Source organism: Pseudomonas sp. FG35, assembly GCF_057809295.1.
This window is the reverse complement of sequence record NZ_JBMDJR010000012.1, coordinates 159988-178611: the sequence shown is the minus strand read 5'-3', so window position 1 is coordinate 178611 and position 18624 is coordinate 159988. Positions and strand designations below refer to the sequence as shown.

At 64.2% G+C, this 18624-nt stretch carries 8 protein-coding genes; 2 read left to right on the top strand and 6 right to left on the bottom strand.

The features are described 5' to 3' along the window. Nucleotides 1–38: 38 nt before the first annotated feature. Nucleotides 39–1127, bottom strand: coding sequence for a DUF1615 domain-containing protein (locus tag ACODTD_RS22595; protein ID WP_285354428.1), 1089 nt, complete (start codon nucleotides 1125–1127; stop codon nucleotides 39–41). Between the two features lie 192 nt (nucleotides 1128–1319). Here ACODTD_RS22595 and ACODTD_RS22590 point away from each other — a divergent pair, with 192 nt between their 5' ends. Then, nucleotides 1320–2855 (top strand): FAD-dependent oxidoreductase, encoded by a 1536-nt coding sequence (locus tag ACODTD_RS22590; RefSeq protein WP_489105229.1) that lies wholly within the window; start codon nucleotides 1320–1322, stop codon nucleotides 2853–2855. Nucleotides 2856–2859: 4 nt separating this feature from the next. Here the strand turns inward: ACODTD_RS22590 and hemB are convergent, their stop codons facing one another. Together hemB and ACODTD_RS22580 are read right to left on the bottom strand one after the other, a co-directional pair. Then, nucleotides 2860–3834, bottom strand: coding sequence for a porphobilinogen synthase (gene hemB / locus ACODTD_RS22585; protein WP_011335084.1), 975 nt, complete (start codon nucleotides 3832–3834; stop codon nucleotides 2860–2862). 142 nt (nucleotides 3835–3976) lie between these two features. Then, nucleotides 3977–4675 (bottom strand): glutathione S-transferase family protein, encoded by a 699-nt coding sequence (locus ACODTD_RS22580; protein ID WP_039770231.1) that lies wholly within the window; start codon nucleotides 4673–4675, stop codon nucleotides 3977–3979. A 296-nt stretch (nucleotides 4676–4971) separates the two neighbouring features. Between ACODTD_RS22580 and ACODTD_RS22575 the strand changes: the two genes are divergently transcribed. Then, a complete protein-coding gene (locus ACODTD_RS22575) occupies nucleotides 4972–5646 on the top strand; it encodes a hypothetical protein (RefSeq protein WP_011335086.1) in 675 nt (224 codons plus the stop codon). Nucleotides 5647–5673: 27 nt separating this feature from the next. Here the strand turns inward: ACODTD_RS22575 and mnmH are convergent, their stop codons facing one another. From mnmH to ACODTD_RS22560, 3 genes are all read right to left on the bottom strand, one after another. Beyond that, nucleotides 5674–6777, bottom strand: a complete 1104-nt coding sequence (gene mnmH, locus ACODTD_RS22570) for a tRNA 2-selenouridine(34) synthase MnmH (RefSeq protein WP_489105228.1) — start codon at nucleotides 6775–6777, stop codon at nucleotides 5674–5676. Further along, a complete protein-coding gene (selD, locus tag ACODTD_RS22565; protein WP_489105227.1) occupies nucleotides 6777–7811 on the bottom strand; it encodes a selenide, water dikinase SelD in 1035 nt (344 codons plus the stop codon). Before selD ends, mnmH begins: the two co-directional genes overlap by 1 nt. 99 nt (nucleotides 7812–7910) lie before the next feature. Further along, nucleotides 7911–18431 carry an autotransporter-associated beta strand repeat-containing protein gene (locus ACODTD_RS22560; protein ID WP_285354430.1) on the bottom strand — a complete coding sequence of 3507 codons (10521 nt, stop codon included), beginning with the start codon at nucleotides 18429–18431 and terminating at the stop codon, nucleotides 7911–7913. Between the last annotated feature and the right edge of the window lie 193 nt (nucleotides 18432–18624).

Sequence of the window (18624 nt, the reverse complement as noted above, 5' to 3'; positions counted from 1 at the left end):
CCCGTCAGCCGGGTTTTTTTATACCTTTTTGATCGACCTCAGCCCTTGGCCATGCAGCGCCGATAACGCTCGTCGACCCGTTTGGCAAACCACGCCGTGGTCAGTTTGCGGGTGATCTTCGGGCTCTGCAGCACGATGCCCGGCAACACCGCACGGGGCAGTGACTTGCCTTCCGCACGCTCCGCCAGCTCGAAGACCCGTTGATACAGTTTGGTCTCCTCGAAGGCCAGGCTATCGCCCTTCTCCAGTTGATCGCGGATCACCGGATTGCGCATGCCCAGGGATTTGCCGAGGGCGCGCACCGCCAGTTCAGTGCTGCCCGGCATGATCGCGCCCGGGCGGATCAGGTCGCCATCCAGCGCCAGCGGAATGCCCGACGCCCGGCTGACCGCGTTCTGAAACGCCGCGTTGCGACTGGCGTACCAGCCGGCGTTGAAATCGGCGAAGCGGTACAACGGCTCGCGGTAACTCACCGGATAACCCAGCAGATGGGCGATGCCGAAATACATCCCGCCGCGACGGCTGAACACCTCGCGACGAATCGTCCCGTCCACCGGGTACGGGTAGTCCTTGGCGTGCTGCTCGGCGAATTCGATGCTGACCTGCATCGGCCCGCCGGTGTGCACCGGGTTGAAACCGCTGAACAGCGTGCGACCCATCGGCACCGAGCCGATGAAATCATCGAAAATTGCGCTCAATTCCTTTTCGCTGCGGGCGGCACTCAGGCGTTCGCTGTAGGTCTTGCCGTTCGGCGAGCGCACCTGCAAGGCGCCGCTGACCAACAGGCTCGGGATATGCACCTTGGCGGCGCGGCGGTCGATTTCGTCACGGGCGATCTTGCCCAGGCCCGGCACTGGCGGATCGACCTGAAAGGTGGATTCCTGCTCGGTGACGGCCAGCACCGAACACAGATTCTGCGTGGTCGGGCTGATGCCCTGAGCGGCGAAAGCAGCGTAGATGTCAGTGGCCCAGCCCTGGCGGTCGACGGTTTTGGCCGGCAGCAGGCGCACGATCTGCGCCTTGACCTCGGCGGGCGGGCGCGGCGCCGCTTCTTCGCTGCGTTGACCGGCGCAACCGGCCAGTACCAGCAGCGCGGCTAGGCTGACGATTAATCGAGGGGTGTGCATACACTTCATCCAGTCCGTTGAGCCGGGTTAACCCTACGCTCAATCGCAGGGTGCAGGATAGGACTGCGGGCCAGCGGCGCTGTTCCATCGCCCCGTTTGGCAGGCCGACTGGCCGCCCTCGCCGTCTGATCCATACTTGCTGCTGCACACTCAGTGCATGCCGCAGGTCAGGACACGCGAGGAGGACAGACCATGAACCGCAGTGATGTTCTGATCATCGGCGCGGGCCCCACCGGGCTGGTGCTGGCCCTGTGGCTGAGCAAACTGGGCGTGCGGGTGCGCATCATAGACAAGGCTTCCGCGCCGGGCACCACTTCAAGGGCGCTGGCGGTGCAGGCGCGCACCCTTGAGCTGTACCGGCAACTGGATCTGGCCGACGCGATAGTGCGTAACGGTCACCGGGTGGCGGCGGCCAATTTCTGGGTCAAGGGCAAACCTGTGGCACAACTGCCGCTGAACCGGATCGGCGAAGGCCTGACGCCCTATGCCTTTCTGGAAATGTACCCGCAGGACGAACACGAGCGACTGTTGATCGACCGCCTCGAAGACTACGACGTGACCGTCGAGCGCAACACGACGCTGGAGAGTTTCACCGAAAACGGCGACGGCCTCACCGCGCATTTGCGCCTGCCGGATGGCGAGCAGGAAATCTGCCAGGCCTGCTATCTGGCCGGGTGTGACGGCGCCCGTTCGGTCGTGCGCAAAACCCTCGACACCGGTTTTCCCGGCGGCACTTATCAGCAGATTTTCTACGTCGCCGATGTGCGGGCCAGCGGCCCCGCGCTCAATGGCGAGTTGCATCTGGATCTGGATGAAGCGGACTTTCTCGCGGTGTTTCCGCTGGCCGGCGAAGGCCGTGCGCGGTTGATCGGCACGGTGCGTGACGAACGTGCGGATCGTGCCGAAACCCTCGAGTTTTCCGATGTCAGCAATCGCGCCATCGAACATCTGAACGTGCACATCGAGGACGTCAACTGGTTCTCCACCTACCGCGTGCATCATCGGGTGGCGGATCACTTTCGCCAGGGCCGGGCGTTTCTGCTCGGCGATGCGGCGCATGTGCACAGTCCGGCCGGCGGTCAGGGCATGAACACCGGCATCGGCGATGCGATCAATCTGGCGTGGAAACTCGCGGCAGTGCTCGGCGGCGCAGCCACGCCCCAACTGCTCGACAGCTACGAAACCGAACGCATCGCCTTCGCCCGGCGACTGGTGTCGACCACCGACAAGGTCTTCAGCTTCGTCACCGCCGAAGGCCGAATGGCCGACCTGTTGCGCACGCGGCTGGCACCGTTCCTGATTCCGAAAATGGCCTCGTTCGAAACCAGCCGCGAATTCCTGTTTCGCACGGTGTCGCAGATCACCCTCAACTATCGGGGCATGGCGTTGAGTGAAGGCGTGGCCGGGCACGTCCACGGCGGTGACCGCTTGCCGTGGGCTCATGATGGCGAGGGGGACAATTACGAACCGTTGCGCCATCCGTGCTGGCAGGTGCATGTGTACGGCGACACCAGCGACGAGATGATCGCCTGGTGCAATGAACATCACTTGCCGCTGCACGTGTTCGACTGGCGCCCGGCGTTTGAAACGGCGGGACTGGGGCGCAACGGCTTTTACCTGCTGCGCCCGGATACCTACGTGGCGATTGCCGACAACAGCGCGGATCCGAAGGTGATCGAACGGTATTTCCGTGATCACGGGATCCGGCCGTTTTTCAATTGCCCCTGAAGGATCAGATCCCGGCCAGGGCCAGGTCCATCGCAAAGTAGGTGAAGATCAGATCCGCACCCGCGCGTTTGATCGCACCGAGGCTTTCGCGCACCACGCGATCTTCGTCGATAGCCCCGGCCTGGGCGCCGAACTTGATCATCGCGTACTCGCCGCTGACCTGATACGCCGCCAGCGGCAGGGTCGAGGCTTCGCGGATGTCGCGGATGATGTCCAGGTACGCGCCGGCCGGTTTGACCATCAGTGCGTCGGCGCCTTCCTGCTCGTCGAGCAACGATTCGCGCAGGGCTTCGCGGCGGTTCATCGGGTTCATCTGATAGCTTTTGCGATCGCCCTTCAGCGCGCTGCCACCAGCCTCGCGGAACGGGCCGTAGAGCGCCGAGGCGAATTTGGTCGAGTAGGCCATGATCGGAATCTGCGAGAAGCCGGCATCGTCCAGCGCCCGGCGAATCGCCCGCACCTGGCCGTCCATCGCTGCCGATGGCGCGATCACGTCGGCACCGGCACGCGCCGCCGCCACCGCTTGCTTGCCGAGGTTGATCAGGGTCTGGTCGTTGTCGACTTCATGGTTGTGCATCACGCCGCAATGGCCGTGGTCGGTGTACTCGCAGAAGCAGGTGTCTGACATCACGATCATGTCCGGCACGGCGTCCTTGGCGATCCGCGACATGCGAGACACCAGACCGTTCTCACGCCAGGTGTCGCTGCCGTTGGCGTCCAGGTGATGAGACACGCCAAACGTCATCACCGACTTGATCCCGGCCCGGGCGTAACGCTCGATCTCGCCGGCCAGTTTGCGCTCGGGAATACGCATCACGCCGGGCATGCTCTTGATCGGCACGAAATCGTCGATCTCTTCTTCGACGAAGATCGGCAGCACCAGATCGTTGAGGGAAAACTCGGTTTCCTGGAACAGGCTGCGCAGGCTCGCATTGCGGCGCAGACGGCGTGGACGTGCTTCGGGGAACTGACTGGACATGGGGCCTTTCCTGAAAACAGCGGATGAGACGAAAGTCGTAGGGGGCGAAGCTTATGCCTTGCGGGGGACGGGGTACAAACCTGGATCAATCAACAGTGCGTTACCGGGCACGCAACAATCTGCGCACCCGGCTGCCACAGGATCAGGAAGGAATGGTCAAGCCGCGCACAACCGCCGGCCGTGCCAGGAAGCGCTCCAGCACCCGGGTGACGTTCGGGAAGTTGTTGATGCCGACCAGATCGCCGGCCTCGTAGAAGCCGATCAGGTTGCGCACCCACGGGAACGTGGCGATGTCGGCGATGGTGTAGCGCTCGCCCATGATCCAGTCGCGCCCTTCCAGACGGGTGTTCAGGACGCTGAGCAGGCGGCGGCTTTCTTCGACGTAGCGGTCACGGGGACGCTTGTCTTCGTAGTCCTTGCCGGCGAATTTGTTGAAGAAACCGAGCTGGCCGAACATCGGGCCGATACCGCCCATCTGGAACATCAGCCATTGAATGGTCTCGTAGCGCAGCGCGCCTTCCTGGGCCAGCAACTGACCGCTCTTGTCGGCGAGGTAGATCAGGATCGCGCCGGACTCGAACAACGGCAGCGGTTTGTCCTCGGGACCGTGGGGGTCGAGGATCGCCGGGATCTTGTTGTTCGGGTTCAGCGACAGGAATTCCGGGGACATCTGGTCATTGGTGTCGAAGCCCACGCGGTGCGGCTCGTACGGCAGGCCGATTTCTTCGAGCATGATCGAGACCTTGACGCCGTTGGGGGTCGGCAGGGAATAGAGCTGAATCCAGTCAGGGTACTGCGCCGGCCATTTCTGGGTGATCGGGAACGCGGACAGATCAGTCATGTGTAGCATCCAGTCACAAAATGAAAGGCCTGAGCATAATCCACGATCAGCGCTCTGGCTCGGGTTCTTTACACACCTGCCCCGCAGGCTTACTTAAATCCGCAACATCCTGTGGTTAACCTTCCCTCCAACCGCGCAGCCTCAAAGGTAAAGTGCGGCGCACTCAAGCGGATCGAACCAAACGGGCCTCAGGGGGCTCCAAGCAAGCCAGTGATGACAGGGAAAACACCCGGCGCCCATGCACCGGTGCAGAGGTTTGTCAGCCTTAACCGAACAGACTGAAGACGCCTTATCCCATGACGAACTTGATGAAAGTCGCCAACCGCTTCAAACATCGCGCGTATGTGGCCCTGCCCACCCTGCTGGCGGTCAGCGCGCTGTTCCTGTCGCTGGAATCCAGCGAAAGCCGTGCGCAACCGGTGGACGGCACCCAGACCCTGGTGTTCCTGCGTCACGCAGAGAAACCGGCCGGCGGTCTCGGCCAGCTCAACTGCCAGGGCCTGAACCGGGCCATCGACCTGTCGACCCTGCTGCCGGAAAAATTCGGCAAGGCCGACTATGTGTTCGCCGCCAACCCGACGCGCAATGTCGAAGAAGGCGAACTGGACAATTCCTACAGCTACATCCGCCCGCTGATGACCATCAGCCCGGCCGCGATCAAACTCGGCCTGCCGGTGAACATCGAGTTCTCGGCCAACGACACCAGTGACCTGGCCCGGGAACTGACCGACGACAAGTACCACAACTCGACCATCTACACCGCGTGGTCCCATGGTTACCTTCCTGAATTGATCAACAAGGTTGCCGGCAATGCGGTAGGCGGAAAACAGAAAATCACCGATGACTGGGAATCCAGCGACTACGACTCGCTGTATGTGCTGACCCTGACCTGGCACAACGGCAAGGCCAGCCTGCAGAGCCACAGCTACAAACAGGGGCTGGATAACGGCCAGGAAAGCTGTCCGACCTGAGAGTGCCCGGGGCCCGTTCGGGCCCCGTCAGGCCTGGGATTTGCCCCGTTGACGCAGGTACTCGATAACGGCCTGCCGCTCCCCGGCAAACTCGATCCGCCCGCCCTTCTTCTCGCGCTGAAACACATACATGGGGTCGTAATACTCGCGCAGCAAGCCCTCGATCCACGCGCGATGCAACTCCACCGCCCCGCTGCGGCCCTGCTCCGCCAGCGCCTCCTCCATCAACACCCGCATCCGTCGATGCCGCTCGCCACCCAGGCGTTTGTGCACGTTGTCGAGGCTATCCAGCAAGCGCTCGGAAAACCGCCCGAAACCTTCTTCCCCATGCACCGCCTGAAACTCGGCAGACAAATCCACCACGTAATCGCGCAGGATTCGCTCGACGCGCTGCTCGAAACGATCTTCCAGCCAGACCATCGGGTACTGCTGTATGCCCTGATACAACGGCAAGGGCAACGCGCAGCTGCCCACCACCCGGCCCTCATCCTCCAGCACAAACTGATCGATGCCGGCGGCGCGCTTTTTCAGGAAGTCGATGGCCAGCCGGTTCTCGAAATCGATGTTCGACGGCTGACCGGTGGCGCGCTTGCCAAAACTCGAGCCCCGGTGATTGGCATGACCTTCCAGATCCACGCTGTTGCGCAGTTGCACCAGCACTTCGGTCTTGCCGGTGCCGGTCATGCCGCCCAGCAGCACGAAATCACAGTCGGTCAAGGCTGATTCAAGAGTGTCGATCAGAAAACCGCGCAGCGCCTTGTAGCCTCCGCCGATACGCGGGTAATCGATGCCGGCTTCCGACTTCAGCCACTGCTGCACGATCTGCGAACGCAGGCCGCCACGAAAGCAATACAAAAAACCCTCGGGATGCGCGCGGGCAAACGCCGCCCAGGCCTGGAGGCGCTCGGCCTTGACCGCACCGGACACCAATTGATGGCCCAGCTCGATGGCCGCCTGCTGCCCGTGATGCTTGTAGCAAGTGCCGACTCGCTGACGCTCGATGTCGTTCATCAGCGGCAGATTGAGCGCACCGGGAAACGCGCCCTTGTGAAATTCGACCGGCGCGCGGGCGTCCATCAGCGGTCGGTCGTTGAGGAAGATGTCGCGGTAGTCGGTGACGTCGATGGACATCAATTCACCTCGACCGCGTGGCTCTGTCGCCCGATCAACTCACCGATCGGCTCAAGCGCGAGGCCGAGTTCGGCAGCGACGGCGAGGAATTCGGCATTGCCTTCAGGGGTGACGGCCACCAGCAGACCGCCGCTGGTCTGCGGGTCGCACAGCACCCGTTTGTGCAATTCCTGCACCCGCCCGACGCGGCCCGAATAACTGTCGAAATTACGCAGGGTGCCGCCGGGCACGCAGCCCTGTTCGAGGTAATACTCGACGCTCGCCAGTCGCGGCACCCGGTCGTAAAAAATGCGCGCCGTCAGCTGGCTGCCGTCAGCCATTTCCACCAGATGCCCGAGCAGGCCGAAGCCGGTGACATCGGTCATCGCGGTGACCCCGGCCAGTTTGCCAAAACGGCTGCCGGGCTTGTTCAGCGTACACATCCAGTCCCGGGCCACGCCGATGTCGTCGGGGCGCAGCTTGCCCTTCTTCTCGGCGGTGGTGAGGATGCCGATGCCCAATGGTTTGGTCAGGTACAGCAGGCAACCGGCGGTGGCCGTGTCGTTGCGTTTCATGAAGCGCTTTTCCACAAGCCCGGTGACAGCCAGACCGAAGATCGGCTCCGGTGCATCGATCGAATGCCCGCCGGCCAGTGGAATCCCCGCCGCATCGCACACCGCTCGCCCCCCCCGTATCACGTCCCGCGCCACTTCCGGCGCCAGCACATTGACCGGCCAGCCGAGGATCGCAATCGCCATCAACGGATCGCCGCCCATGGCGTAGATGTCGCTGATGGCATTGGTGGCGGCAATCCGGCCGAAGTCGAACGGGTCATCAACGATCGGCATGAAAAAATCCGTGGTCGAGACCACCCCGCGCTCGGCATCGATTTCATACACCGCCGCGTCATCGCGCGACGCGTTGCCGACCCACAGTTTCGGATCAAGATTCTGCGCCCCGCTGCCGGCCAGAATCACCTCCAGCACCTTGGGCGAAATCTTGCAGCCACAGCCGGCGCCGTGGCTGTATTGGGTCAGACGGATGGGCTCGGTCATGGGGCAGTCTCCGGGAGGCAGTGGAAGGGATTTTAGCAGAGGGGTCGGCAGGCAAAAAAAAGCCGCCCTTGCGGGCGGCTGAAGTGCTTCGCTCCTGAATCAGAACCCGAGGCTGAAGCTGATGGTCATCGCATGATCGTTGCTCTCGTTCGACAGCTGCCCCGAGTAACCGATACCGAGTTTGCCGGTCGGGCTGATCTGGAAGTCCACGCCTGCTTCGACCACCGCGCTGTCCTTGGCAATCGGTACGCCCTGGGTGTTGAACGAGGCGCCGCCGTCGATGAAGGTCAGGTCGGCGTCGGGTTTGGTGTCACCGAAGGCATGCCGCCAGCCGAGGGCTGCGCGCGGGGTGAATTGCCCGCCGTTGGCCAGGGTGATGACCTTGCCGGCGCGCACGCCCAGGGTCGAGAAGGTGATGTCCTGATCGGACTCGGCGCGCAGGCGCCCCACCCCACCTTTCTCCTTGGCCTTGTCGCTGTCGTAGTTGACGTACGCCAAATCGGCGAACGGTTCCAGAGCGATCCCGGCCGCTTCGATGGCATAGCCGACTTCACCGAACACCTGGGCGCTGCGGGCGTCGTAATTGGCCTTCAATCGGTCGTTGTAGGCGCCGACGCTGACGTCGCGTTTGGTCTCGATGTCGTGCCAGCTGTACGCCGCACCGAGGCGCACTGCCAACGCATCGAATTGCGAGTTGAGGTACGCCGCCAGGTGGTAGCTCTCGACCGTGGCATTCGAACGACGATCATGGGCATCCAGATCGCTGCGGGTGTAGCCGGCGGCCATGCCGACGCGCCATTGGTCGTCGAGCTGCTTGTCGGTGCCGAGCATGAAGCCACTCAGGTTGCGATCCAGTTTCGCGCTGTTGCTGTCGCCGTCCGACTCGCCCCAGGCGCCGAGTGCGCGGGCCCAGCCGACCATTTCGCCGTGGCAACCGTTACTGGTCAGCTGGTTGTCGCTCGGGGCCAGGGCGCGGCGTGGATCGTCCGGTGCGCTGCACGACGGCTGGCGCATGCGGTCGTTGACCGCGTCCCGCACGTACCGCGAATCCTCTAGGATCGCGCTGGCGGTGCTGGCATGGATTTCCCCCGACAGGCTGTCGAAGGCGTTCCGTGCATCGGCCACGCTGAGGTTGACGATTTCATTTTGCAACACCGCACCGGCTGCGCCATTGCGCATCAACGCCGAAGCGGTGTTGCCCTGGTTGCCAGTGGCGGCGACGTCGACGAACGAATTGCCGTTGCGGCTGACGACCAGATTCACCGCGTTGGCATCGTAGGCCAGCGTCGTATTCAGGAACGCGTATTGCGGCAGATCAGCGGCGCTGAAGGTGCCAGTTACCCCGCCGCCAGCGGTAATCAACGAATACACGGCGTTACCGGTAAACGGCGCAAGGCTGTTGACCAGCAGGCCACCACCAAGAGTCGCCGTGCCACCGACGGCCAGCGGCGTCGCCGTTGGCGAACTGACGGTCAGGGCCAGCAGACCGTCGGCGGCGTTGGTCAGGTTACCGGTTACGCTCAGCGTACCGGCCTCGGCACCGGAAGAAACCACCCCGTGGTTGACCACTGAACCGACGCTGCCATTACCGCTCAAGCCCGCGCCATTGGCCACCGTAACCTGCCCGCCCAGGGAAGCCCTCGCCGCAGGACTGCCGACCTGCAGCACGCCCTGATCCACTGACACCGTGCCGCTGAACGGATGATTACCGGTCAACAACAACGTCCCGCTGCCACGTTTGGCCAATGCCCCTAGGCCGCTGAGTGTCCCGTTGAACTGGCCATTGGCGTTTTGCTGGAACACCAGCGATGCGTTGTTGAGGATGTTGCCCTGCAGGCTGGTGGTGTTGCCGATCAACGTACCGCCGCTGACCGTGGTTCCCCCGCTGTAAGTATTGGCGCCACTGAGGATCAGGGTGCCGGAATCGAGCTTCTCGATCCCGCCGCTGCCAATCAGCGGTACGGAAATTTCCGCGCTCGCCCCGGCATTGACCCGCACCGGAGCAAGACTGCCGCCAGGCCCGTTGACCGGCGTCAGCGTGCCGCCGGCGCCCGGAATCAGGCTGTAACCGTTGGTGAGGAACTGCAACCCGGTGAAGTTCTGGTTGCCTTGTACGGTGACCGTGCCAGCCTGTCCTCCGAACACTGCGAACTGACCGCTGGAGGCCTGCGCCTGAGTCCCGGTCGGATCGGTCCAGTTGGTGCCCGGCCCCCACACGCCGCTGCCACCACCGATGCTGCCGTCCGGATTGGTCTTGCCGCCGTTCCAGAACTGCACTTCATTCGGCGCGTTCTGCACCAGCAGGTTGACCTGATTGGCCAGCGCGGTCTGCAGGGTCAGGTTGGCCGCCGACACCGGCAGGCTGCCGTAGACCAGACCGTTGTCGGTCAGGCTGCCACCGTAGGTGAACAGTTGATAGACCCCGGTGCCGAAGCCGCCGGCGTTGCTGATGTTCAGTGTGCCGTCGAGGGTCAGGTTGCCGGCGACGTTGACCACCGTTGTAGAGCTGGCGGCCGAGCCGAGAGTGAAGTCCAGGTTGGTGCCCGAAGACAACGCCAGCGAACCGACCGACAACGGCGTTGCACTGCCGCCACCAGTCAGCGTCGCACCGTTGGCCAGTTGCACGGCGCCGGCGAACACGCCGCTGCCGCCGATTTTCGCCCCACTGGCGACGTTGACGTTGGCACTGTTGAGCACACCGTTGACGTTCAGCGCACCGGCCTGCACCGCAGTGTTGCCGGTGAAGGTGTTGTTGCCGGTCAGCAGCAAGGCACCGATGCCGGTTTTGTTCAAGTTGCCGGCGCCGGTCAGATTGCCGGTATAGCTGCCGTCGCTGTTCTGCTCGAAGGTCAGCGTCGCGTTGTTGACGATGGCGCCTTGCAGGCTGCTGGTGTCGCCACGGGTGCTGCCGCCGCTCAGCGTCGTACCGCCGCTGTAGGTGTTGGCGCCGCTGAGCACGAGGTCGCCACCGCCGTTTTTCACCAGACTGCCGCTGCCGGTGATTGCACCAATCAGGGTGGCGTTCTGGTTGCCGGCCAGGGTCAGTTGCGCACCCAGGTTGATGGCGTTGGCCAGTTGCAGCGCGCTGGTGCTATCCAGGGTGCCGTTACCCAGCACGCTGAGGGCGCCGCTGCTGATCGCGCTGTTGTTGCCGAGGATCAGCGAACCGCCGGACAGTTGAGTACCGCCGCTGTAAGTGTTGCTGCCGTTGAGAGTCAGGCTCGATGCGCCGGTCTTGATCAGACTGCCGCTGCCGCTGACCACACCGTCGAGGGTCAATGCGTTGGCGCCGGCGACGGTGAGTCCGCCGTTGAGCACCACGGCGTTGGCCAGACTGACCGCTGCGTTGCTGTCCAGCGCCGTGCCGTTGGCGGCGGTCAATACGCCGGTGCCGAGGGCCGCGTTGTTGCCGACCACGATTTTGCCGCCATTGAGCGCGGTGCCGCCGGTGTAGCCGTTGGCGGCGTTCAGCACCACGGTGCCGGTGTCGTATTTGCCCAGCGTGCCGGCTCCATTGAGCGCCACGCCCACAGTGGCGGTGACGTTCGGATCGACCCGTACGGTCGCGTTGCCCAACGAACCGTTGACCAGATTCAACGAACCGGCCGTGCCGTTCTGCAGGCTGTAGCCATCGGTGACGAACTGCATGCCGGTGATGGTTTGCGCGCCGTTCACGGTCACGGTACCCGCCGTGCCCTGGAATACCGCGAAGTTGTTGGTCCAGGCCTGATTGGTGGTGCCGTTGACGTCGGTCCAGTTGGTGGTGCCGGTGCCCCAGGTGCCGCTGCCGCCATCCACCGAACCGTTGGCGACGAGCTGGTTGCCGTCCCAGAACTGCACGGTGACGCCCGGTGCGGTGACCAGCAGGTTGATCTGGTTGGCCAGCGCGGTTTGCAGGGTCAGGTCGCCCGGGTTGACGCTGCCCGGCACGGTGCCGATCAGCATGCCGTTGTCGGTCAGGCCACCGGTGTAGTTGATCAACCGGTACACGCCGCTGCCGAAACCGCCGATGTCGCTGACGTTGAGGGTGCCGTCGAGGGTCAGGTTGCCGCCGACGTTGACCAGTGCGTTGCCGCCACCGGAGACCGGTGTACCGAGGCCGACATCGAAGTTGGAGTTGCCGTTGAACACCAGCGAATTCACCGAAAGCGTGCTACCGGTGGCGCCGGTCAGATGACCGCCGTCCGCCACGGTCACGGCCCCGCCGAGCGAGCCGCCGCCGGTCAGGGTGCCGCCGCTGTTGACCAGCACACTGGCGCTGTCCAGCGAGCCGCTGACGTTCAAGGTGCCGGCGTTGACCGTGGTGTTGCCGGTCAGGCTGTTGAGGCCGGTCAGAGTCAGCGTACCGGTGCCGAGTTTGCTCAACTCGCCGGTGCCGGTGAGCACACCGCCGAAAATGCTGCTGGCGTTGTTGCCGCCGATGCTCAGCGTGTTGCCGCCGCCGATCAGTGCAGTGCCGCTGCCGGTCAGGCTGGCGAGGCTGCCGGAACCGCCGAGGTTGAGGGTCGCCGCAGCGCCGAGATTGATTCCGGCATTGCTGCCCAGTGCCGAGTTGCCCAGGGTGGTCAGGCTGCCGGATTGCACGTCGAAGGTGCCGCTGAAGGTATTGTTGCCGGACAGCGTCAGGTCGGCCAGACCGTTCTTGGTCAGGGTGCCGGCCCCGGCGATCACGCCGCCGAGCGTCAGGTTGTTGTTACCGGCCACGCTCAGGTTGGCATTGACGTTGACGTCGTTGGCCAGCACCAGCGGCGCAGTGGTATCGAGGGTAGAAGCGCCCGCCACGGTTACCGCGCCGGAGCCCAGACCCGCCGAGGTGCCGAGGGTCACGGTGCCGGCGTTCAGCGTGGTACCGCCGCTGTAGGTGTTGATGCCGTTGAGGGTCAGGTTGGAGGCGCCGTTCTTGATCAGACCGCCGGTGCCGCTGACCACGCCGCTGAGTGCCACATCGCTGTTGCCGGTGTTGGTCAGGTTGGCGTTGAGCACCACGTTGTTGCCCAGCGACACCGAAGTGTTGCTGTCCAGCGCTGAGGCGCCGGCCACGGTCAGGTTGCCCAGACCGAGAGCGCCGTTGCTGCCGGCGGTCAGGGTGCCGGCGTTGAGGGTGATGCCGCCGAGGAAGTTGTTGGCCCCGCTCAGGATCAGGTTGGCCGCGCCGTTCTTGGTCAGGCTGCCGGCGCCGTTGATCGCGCCGCTGAGGGTCAGATCGTTGCTGCCGACGATGCCGAGGTTGCCCGCCAGGTTGATCGCATTACCCGCCGTGAAAGCGCCGCTGACATCCAGAGTGGTGCCGTTGGCCGCGTTCAGGGTGGCCGAACCCAGTGCGCTGTTCGACGCCAGAATCAGACCGCCCGCGTTCAATGCCACCGGCCCGAGGAAGGCGTTGTTGCCGCCAAGGGTCAGGCTGGCCGAACCGTTCTTGATCAAGCCGCCGGTGCCGGAAATGACACCGTTGAGGGTCAGCGCATTGCTGCCGAGTATCGTCAGGTTGCCGTTCAGCGTGGCCGCGTTGGCCAGGGTCACGGCGGTGTTGCTGTCCAGTTGCGTGCCGGCATTGGCGATCAGCGCGCCAGTGCCCAAGGCGGTGTTGCTGCCGACCACCAGGGTGCCGCCGTCCAGTTGCGTGCCGCCGCTGTAGCTGTTGGCACCGTTGAGCACCAGGGTGCCCGCGTCGAGTTTGTTGAGGATGCCGCTGCCGTCGATGTTCACGCCGACCGTGGCGGTCACGCCCGGGTCAACGCGCATCGCCGTGGTGCCGCCGGTGCCGTTGACGGCGGTCAGCAGTCCCGAAGTGCCGTTGACCACGTTGTAGCCATCGGTGAGGAACTGCATGCCAGTGAACAGTTGCGTGCCGTTGACCGCTACCGTGCCGGCCGTGCCCTGGAATACCGCGAAGTCGCCGGCCCAGGTCTGGTTCACCGTGCCGCTGGAATTGGTCCAGTTGGTGCCGCCTGCAGTCCATGTGCCGGTGCCGCCATCCACGGTGCCGTTGGCGATCGTCTGGCTGCCGTCCCAGAAACGCAGGTTGGTGTTCGGCGCCGACACCACCAGGTTGATCTGAGTGCCAAGGGTCTGCACGAGGATGTCGCCGAGGCCATAACCCACCGGCACTCCGGCCACGGTCAGGCCGTTGTCGGTCAGCGCGCCGATGTAGTTGAACAAGCGGTAGACACCGACGCCGAAACCGCCGGCATCGGTGACGTTGAGGTTACCGTCGAGGGTCAGGTTGCCGCCGATGTCCATCAGCGACGTGGTCGATGGCGTCGCGAGGTTCGCATCGATATTGCTGTTGGCGGCCAGAACCAGTGACGCTGCAGACAGGGTGGTGCCCGACGACAACGCCAGGTGGCCGCCGTCGTTGACGTTGAGGGCTCCGAGAATCGAACCGCTGCCGGTCACGGTCGCGCCGGTATTGACGTTGACCTGGGCACTCGCCAGCGAACCGCTGAGATTCAAGGTGCCGCCGTTGACCGCGGTGTTGCCGATGATGCCGTTGATCCCGGTCAGGTTCAGGGTGCCGGTGCCGACCTTGGTCAGGCCGCCGTTGCCGCTGAGGTCGCCGTCGAAGGTGCTGGTGCTGCTGACTCCGCCCACGGTCAATGTGTTGCCGCCGCCGATCTGCACGCTGCCGCTACCGCTCAGGCCATTGAGGCTGGCGTTGCTGCCCAGATTGAGACTGGCACCGGCGCTGATGTCGGCGCCGGAGGTATTGCCCAGCGCCCCGCTGCTCACGGTGGTGACGCTGCCCGCGGCAATGTTCAGCGCACCGGTGAAGGTGTTGTTGCCGCTGAGGGTCAGGTCGTCCAGGCCGGTCTTGGTCAGGCTGCCGGCGCCGTCGATCACGCCGCTGAGGGTCAGGCCGTTGTTGCCGGCCAGGGTCAGCCCGGCATCGAGGGTGATGTTGTTGCCGAGGGTGAAAGCGGTGCTGTTGTCCAGCGTCGCGGCGCCACCGACGGTGAGCGTGCCGCTGCCCAATGCGCCGGGCGCGCCGAGGGTCAGGGTGCCGGCGTTGAGGGTGGTGCCGCCGCTGAAGGTGTTGGTGCCATTGACGGTCAGGTTGGCGCTGCCGTTCTTGACCAGTTGGCCGGTGCCACTGAGCACGCCGCCGAGGGTCAGGTTCTGCGAGCCGCCGACGCTCAGCGCCGCATTGAGCACGACCGCGTTGGCCAGGCTGACCAGCGGCGAACTGCTGTCGAGGGTTGCTGCCCCGCCGACGGTCAAGGCGCCGGTGCCGAGCGCCGAACTGTTGCCAACGGTCAGGGTACCGGCGTTCAGGGTGGTGCCGCCGACGTAGGTGTTGGTGCCATTGAGGTTCAGATTGGCCGCACCGTCTTTCACCAGGCTGCCGGCACCGGCGACGGTGCCGGTGAGGGTCAGGTCCGCGCTGCCGCCGACATTGAGCGCGCCTGCGAGGTTGATCTGATTGCCCAGAGTGACGGCGGTATTGGTATCCAGCGTGGTGCCGGCCGCCGCGTTCAATGCGCCGCTGCCGATTGCGGTATTGCTGCCGACAATCAGCTTGCCGACGTTGAGTGCGGTGTTGCCGAAATAGGTATTGGCGCCGTTGAGGATCAGATCGGCGGGGCCGCTTTTGGTCAGACCACCGACACCCGAGACCACGCCCGCGAGGGTCAGCGCGTTGCTACCGCCGAGGGTCACGTTACCGCCGAGGTTTACGTTATTCGCCAGACTCGTCGCGGTGCTGGCATCCAGCGTGGTGCCATTGGCGGCGTTGAGTACGCCAGTGCCGAGGGCGGTGTTGGAGCCGACGAGCAGAGTCCCGGCGTTCAGCGACGTAGCACCGGTGTAGGTGTTGTTGCCGGTCAGGGTCAGGGTTGAAGCACCGGTCTTGATCAGGTTGCTGGCGCCGCTGATCACACCGCCGAGGGTCAGCGGGTTGGCGCCGCCGGTAGTGAGGTTGGCGTTCAGCGCAATGGCGTTGTTCAGCGTCACGTTGGCGCTGCTGTTGAGCGTGCCGCCCGACCCGCCCACGGTCAGCGTGCCGGTGCCGAGCGCCGCGCCGTTGCCGACGGTCAAGCTTCCGGCGTTGAGTGCGGTGCCGCCGGTGAAGGTGTTGGCGCCGTTGAGGGTCAGGTTGGCCGTGCCGTTCTTGATCAATTGACTGGCGCCGCTGATCACCCCGCCAAGGGTCAGTGCATTGCTGCCGCCGATCCCCAGATTGCTGTTGAGAATGACGTTGTTGTTCAGCGTCACCGCGGTATTGCTGTCGAGGGTCGCCGCGCCGCCGACAGTGATATTGCCACTGCCCAGCGCAGCGTTGGCACCCGCTGTGATGGTGCCCGCGTTCAATGCAATAGCACCGAGAAACGTGTTGGTGCCGTTGAGAATCAGGTTCGCCGCGCCGTTCTTGGTCAGCCCGCCGCTGCCGCTGACGACGCCATCGAGGGTCAGATTGGCATTGCCGGCGATATTCAGGTTGCCGCCGAGGGCGACCGCGTTGCTCAACGCCACGCTGGTACTGGCGTCGAGGGTGGTGCCCGCCGCCGTGGTCAGTGCGCCGGTGCCGAGCGCGGTGTTGGAACCGATGATCAGCGTCCCGTTGTTCAGCGCTGTACCGCCGGAGAAGGTGTTGTTGCCGCTGAGGGTCAGATTCGCGGTGCCGCCCTTGATCAGATTGCCGGCGCCGCTGATGACCCCGCTCAAGCCCAGTGCCTGAGTACCGCCGATGGTCAGATCCGCCGCCAGCGCCACCGCGTTGGCCAGGGTCACGGCGGTGGTCGCATCCAGCGTGGTGCCGGCCGCCGCGTTCAACGCGCCCGTGCCGAGGGCGGTGTTGCTGCCGACGAGCAAGCTGCCGCCGTTGAGAGCGGTGCTGCCGCTGTTGGTGTTGTTGCCGGTCAGGGTCAGACTGGCGCTGCCGCTCTTGGTGATCGAGCCGGTGCCGGACACGATGCCGGCCAGGGTCAGGGCATTGCTGCCGAGCACATTCAACGTACCGGTGATGCCGACGTTGTTGGCCAAGGTCACGTTGCCGGTGCTGTCGAGACTGGTGCCGTTGCTGGTGTTGAGGACCCCGGTGCCCAATGCGTTGTTGTTGCCGACGCGCAAAGTCCCGGCGCTGAGGCTGGTGATCCCGGTGTAGGTGTTGATGCCGTTGAGGGTCAGGCTGCCGCTGCCGGTTTTGGTCAGATTGCTGGCGCCGCTGATCACCCCGCCCAGGGTCAGCGCTCCAGTGCCGGTTGCGGTCAGGGTGCTGTTGAGCGTGATCGCGTTGGCCAGCGAAATCGGCGTCGTTGCCGAGATGCTCGAAGCGCCGCCGACCGTAATGCCGCCAGTGCTGAATGCCGAGTTATTACCCACTAGCACTGTGCCGCCGTTGAGCACGGTGTTGCCGGTGTAAGTGTTGATGCCGTTGAGGTTGAGCTGACCGCTGCCGATCTTGGTCAAGCCGCCAGTACCGGAAATCACGCCGTTCAGGGTGGTGCCGTTGATGCCCTGCAGGGTCAGGCCACCGGCGCCCAGACTGATCTGGTTGGCCAGCGACAAACCGGCATTGCTGGCCTGAAGAATCCCGCCGTTGGACGTCAGCACACCGCTGCCGAACGCGGCGTTGTCGTTGAACTGCGCGACACCGCCATTGAGTGTGGTCGCCCCGCTGACCAACGGCCCCTGCAAGGTCCAGGTGCCGCTGTTGAGGGTCAGGTTGTTGAAGTTGACGTAGGTCGCGCTGGACGCAGTGCCGGTCCCGGTGACGCCACCACCGACGCCGATCGGGTTTTGCAGGATCAGCGTGTTGGTGCCCCCCGCGCCGCCATCGATGGTGCCGGTCGGGGCGAAAGTCAGGTTGATGCCGATCAGGCCACCGAGGCCGACGGACACTTGCACGCCGTCACCGACGTTAACGCTGGAACCGGTGATCGCGTAGAAGGTGTTGGTGCTGCCCGCCCCCATCGACACACCGCCGGTGATGTTACCGGCGTTGGTGAAGGTGTTGCCTGCTGCCGACGTCTCGAAAGCAATCCGGCCGTTGATCGTGCCGCTGGCACTGTTGGTCATGTTGACTTGCGAACCGCCATACACCCCGACCACCGGGGTATCGGCCAGGGTGATGCCGCCGACCGACAGCCCGGTGGAGGTAATCGTGCCGTCGTTGGTGATGGTCGTGGTGCCCGACACCGAGTTGTTCACACCAATCCCCAGACCGTCGATGCTGGTCAGGTTAAGGCCGAGCAACATGCCGGTGCCGCGAATGAGCCCGGTGGTGTTGTTGACGATGCTCACCGTACTGGTTGCACCGGTGCCGATGAACGCACCGCCACTGAGGATCGACACCAGGCCGAGCAAGGCCGGGTCGAGGGTGCCGGAGTTGTTGAGGTTGATGTTGGCCCCGGTCAGGTTGATCACCTTGCCGCCCAGCGTCGCGTTCATCTGCGCGCCGTTGGTGACGTTGACCGTCAGGCCGCTGGTGGCGCTGCTGTAATCATTGAGAAACAGCGGCAGGGTCGGGACGCCCGAACAGGTAATCGTGGAACCCGCCGCCGAACAGGTGGCGAACGCCTGCTCGCTGACACCACCGAACAGCAGCCCGGCGACGCTCAGATGCACAGCAAGGGACAGAGGGGAAAAACGCGAGACGAGGGCAACACCAAACCTTGCTTCCACGGGCTACTCCTTGCGTGGCCAATTTCGTCCTTGAAGGCGTGCAAATGCAGCAAGACCCAGCACGCATCAAGCGTATGACGGTCATCAGATAAACCGTCGCTTTCCAGACACACGCTAGTTGATGCCCTTCGATGGGGCACCGGTTAAATAGTGTTAATACTTTTGTGCGATAAGGCCCTGCGTCGATACTTCC

What these genes read in the sequence shown, in the direction of transcription:
- ACODTD_RS22575 (WP_011335086.1), top strand. Translation starts at nt 4,972, where the DNA reads ATGACGAACTTGATGAAAGTCGCCAACCGCTTCAAACATCGCGCGTAT.
- ACODTD_RS22590 (WP_489105229.1), top strand. Translation starts at nt 1,320, where the DNA reads ATGAACCGCAGTGATGTTCTGATCATCGGCGCGGGCCCCACCGGGCTG.
- selD (WP_489105227.1), bottom strand. Translation starts at nt 7,811, where the DNA reads ATGACCGAGCCCATCCGTCTGACCCAATACAGCCACGGCGCCGGCTGT.
- hemB (WP_011335084.1), bottom strand. Translation starts at nt 3,834, where the DNA reads ATGTCCAGTCAGTTCCCCGAAGCACGTCCACGCCGTCTGCGCCGCAAT.
- ACODTD_RS22580 (WP_039770231.1), bottom strand. Translation starts at nt 4,675, where the DNA reads ATGACTGATCTGTCCGCGTTCCCGATCACCCAGAAATGGCCGGCGCAG.
- ACODTD_RS22595 (WP_285354428.1), bottom strand. Translation starts at nt 1,127, where the DNA reads ATGCACACCCCTCGATTAATCGTCAGCCTAGCCGCGCTGCTGGTACTG.
- mnmH (WP_489105228.1), bottom strand. Translation starts at nt 6,777, where the DNA reads ATGTCCATCGACGTCACCGACTACCGCGACATCTTCCTCAACGACCGA.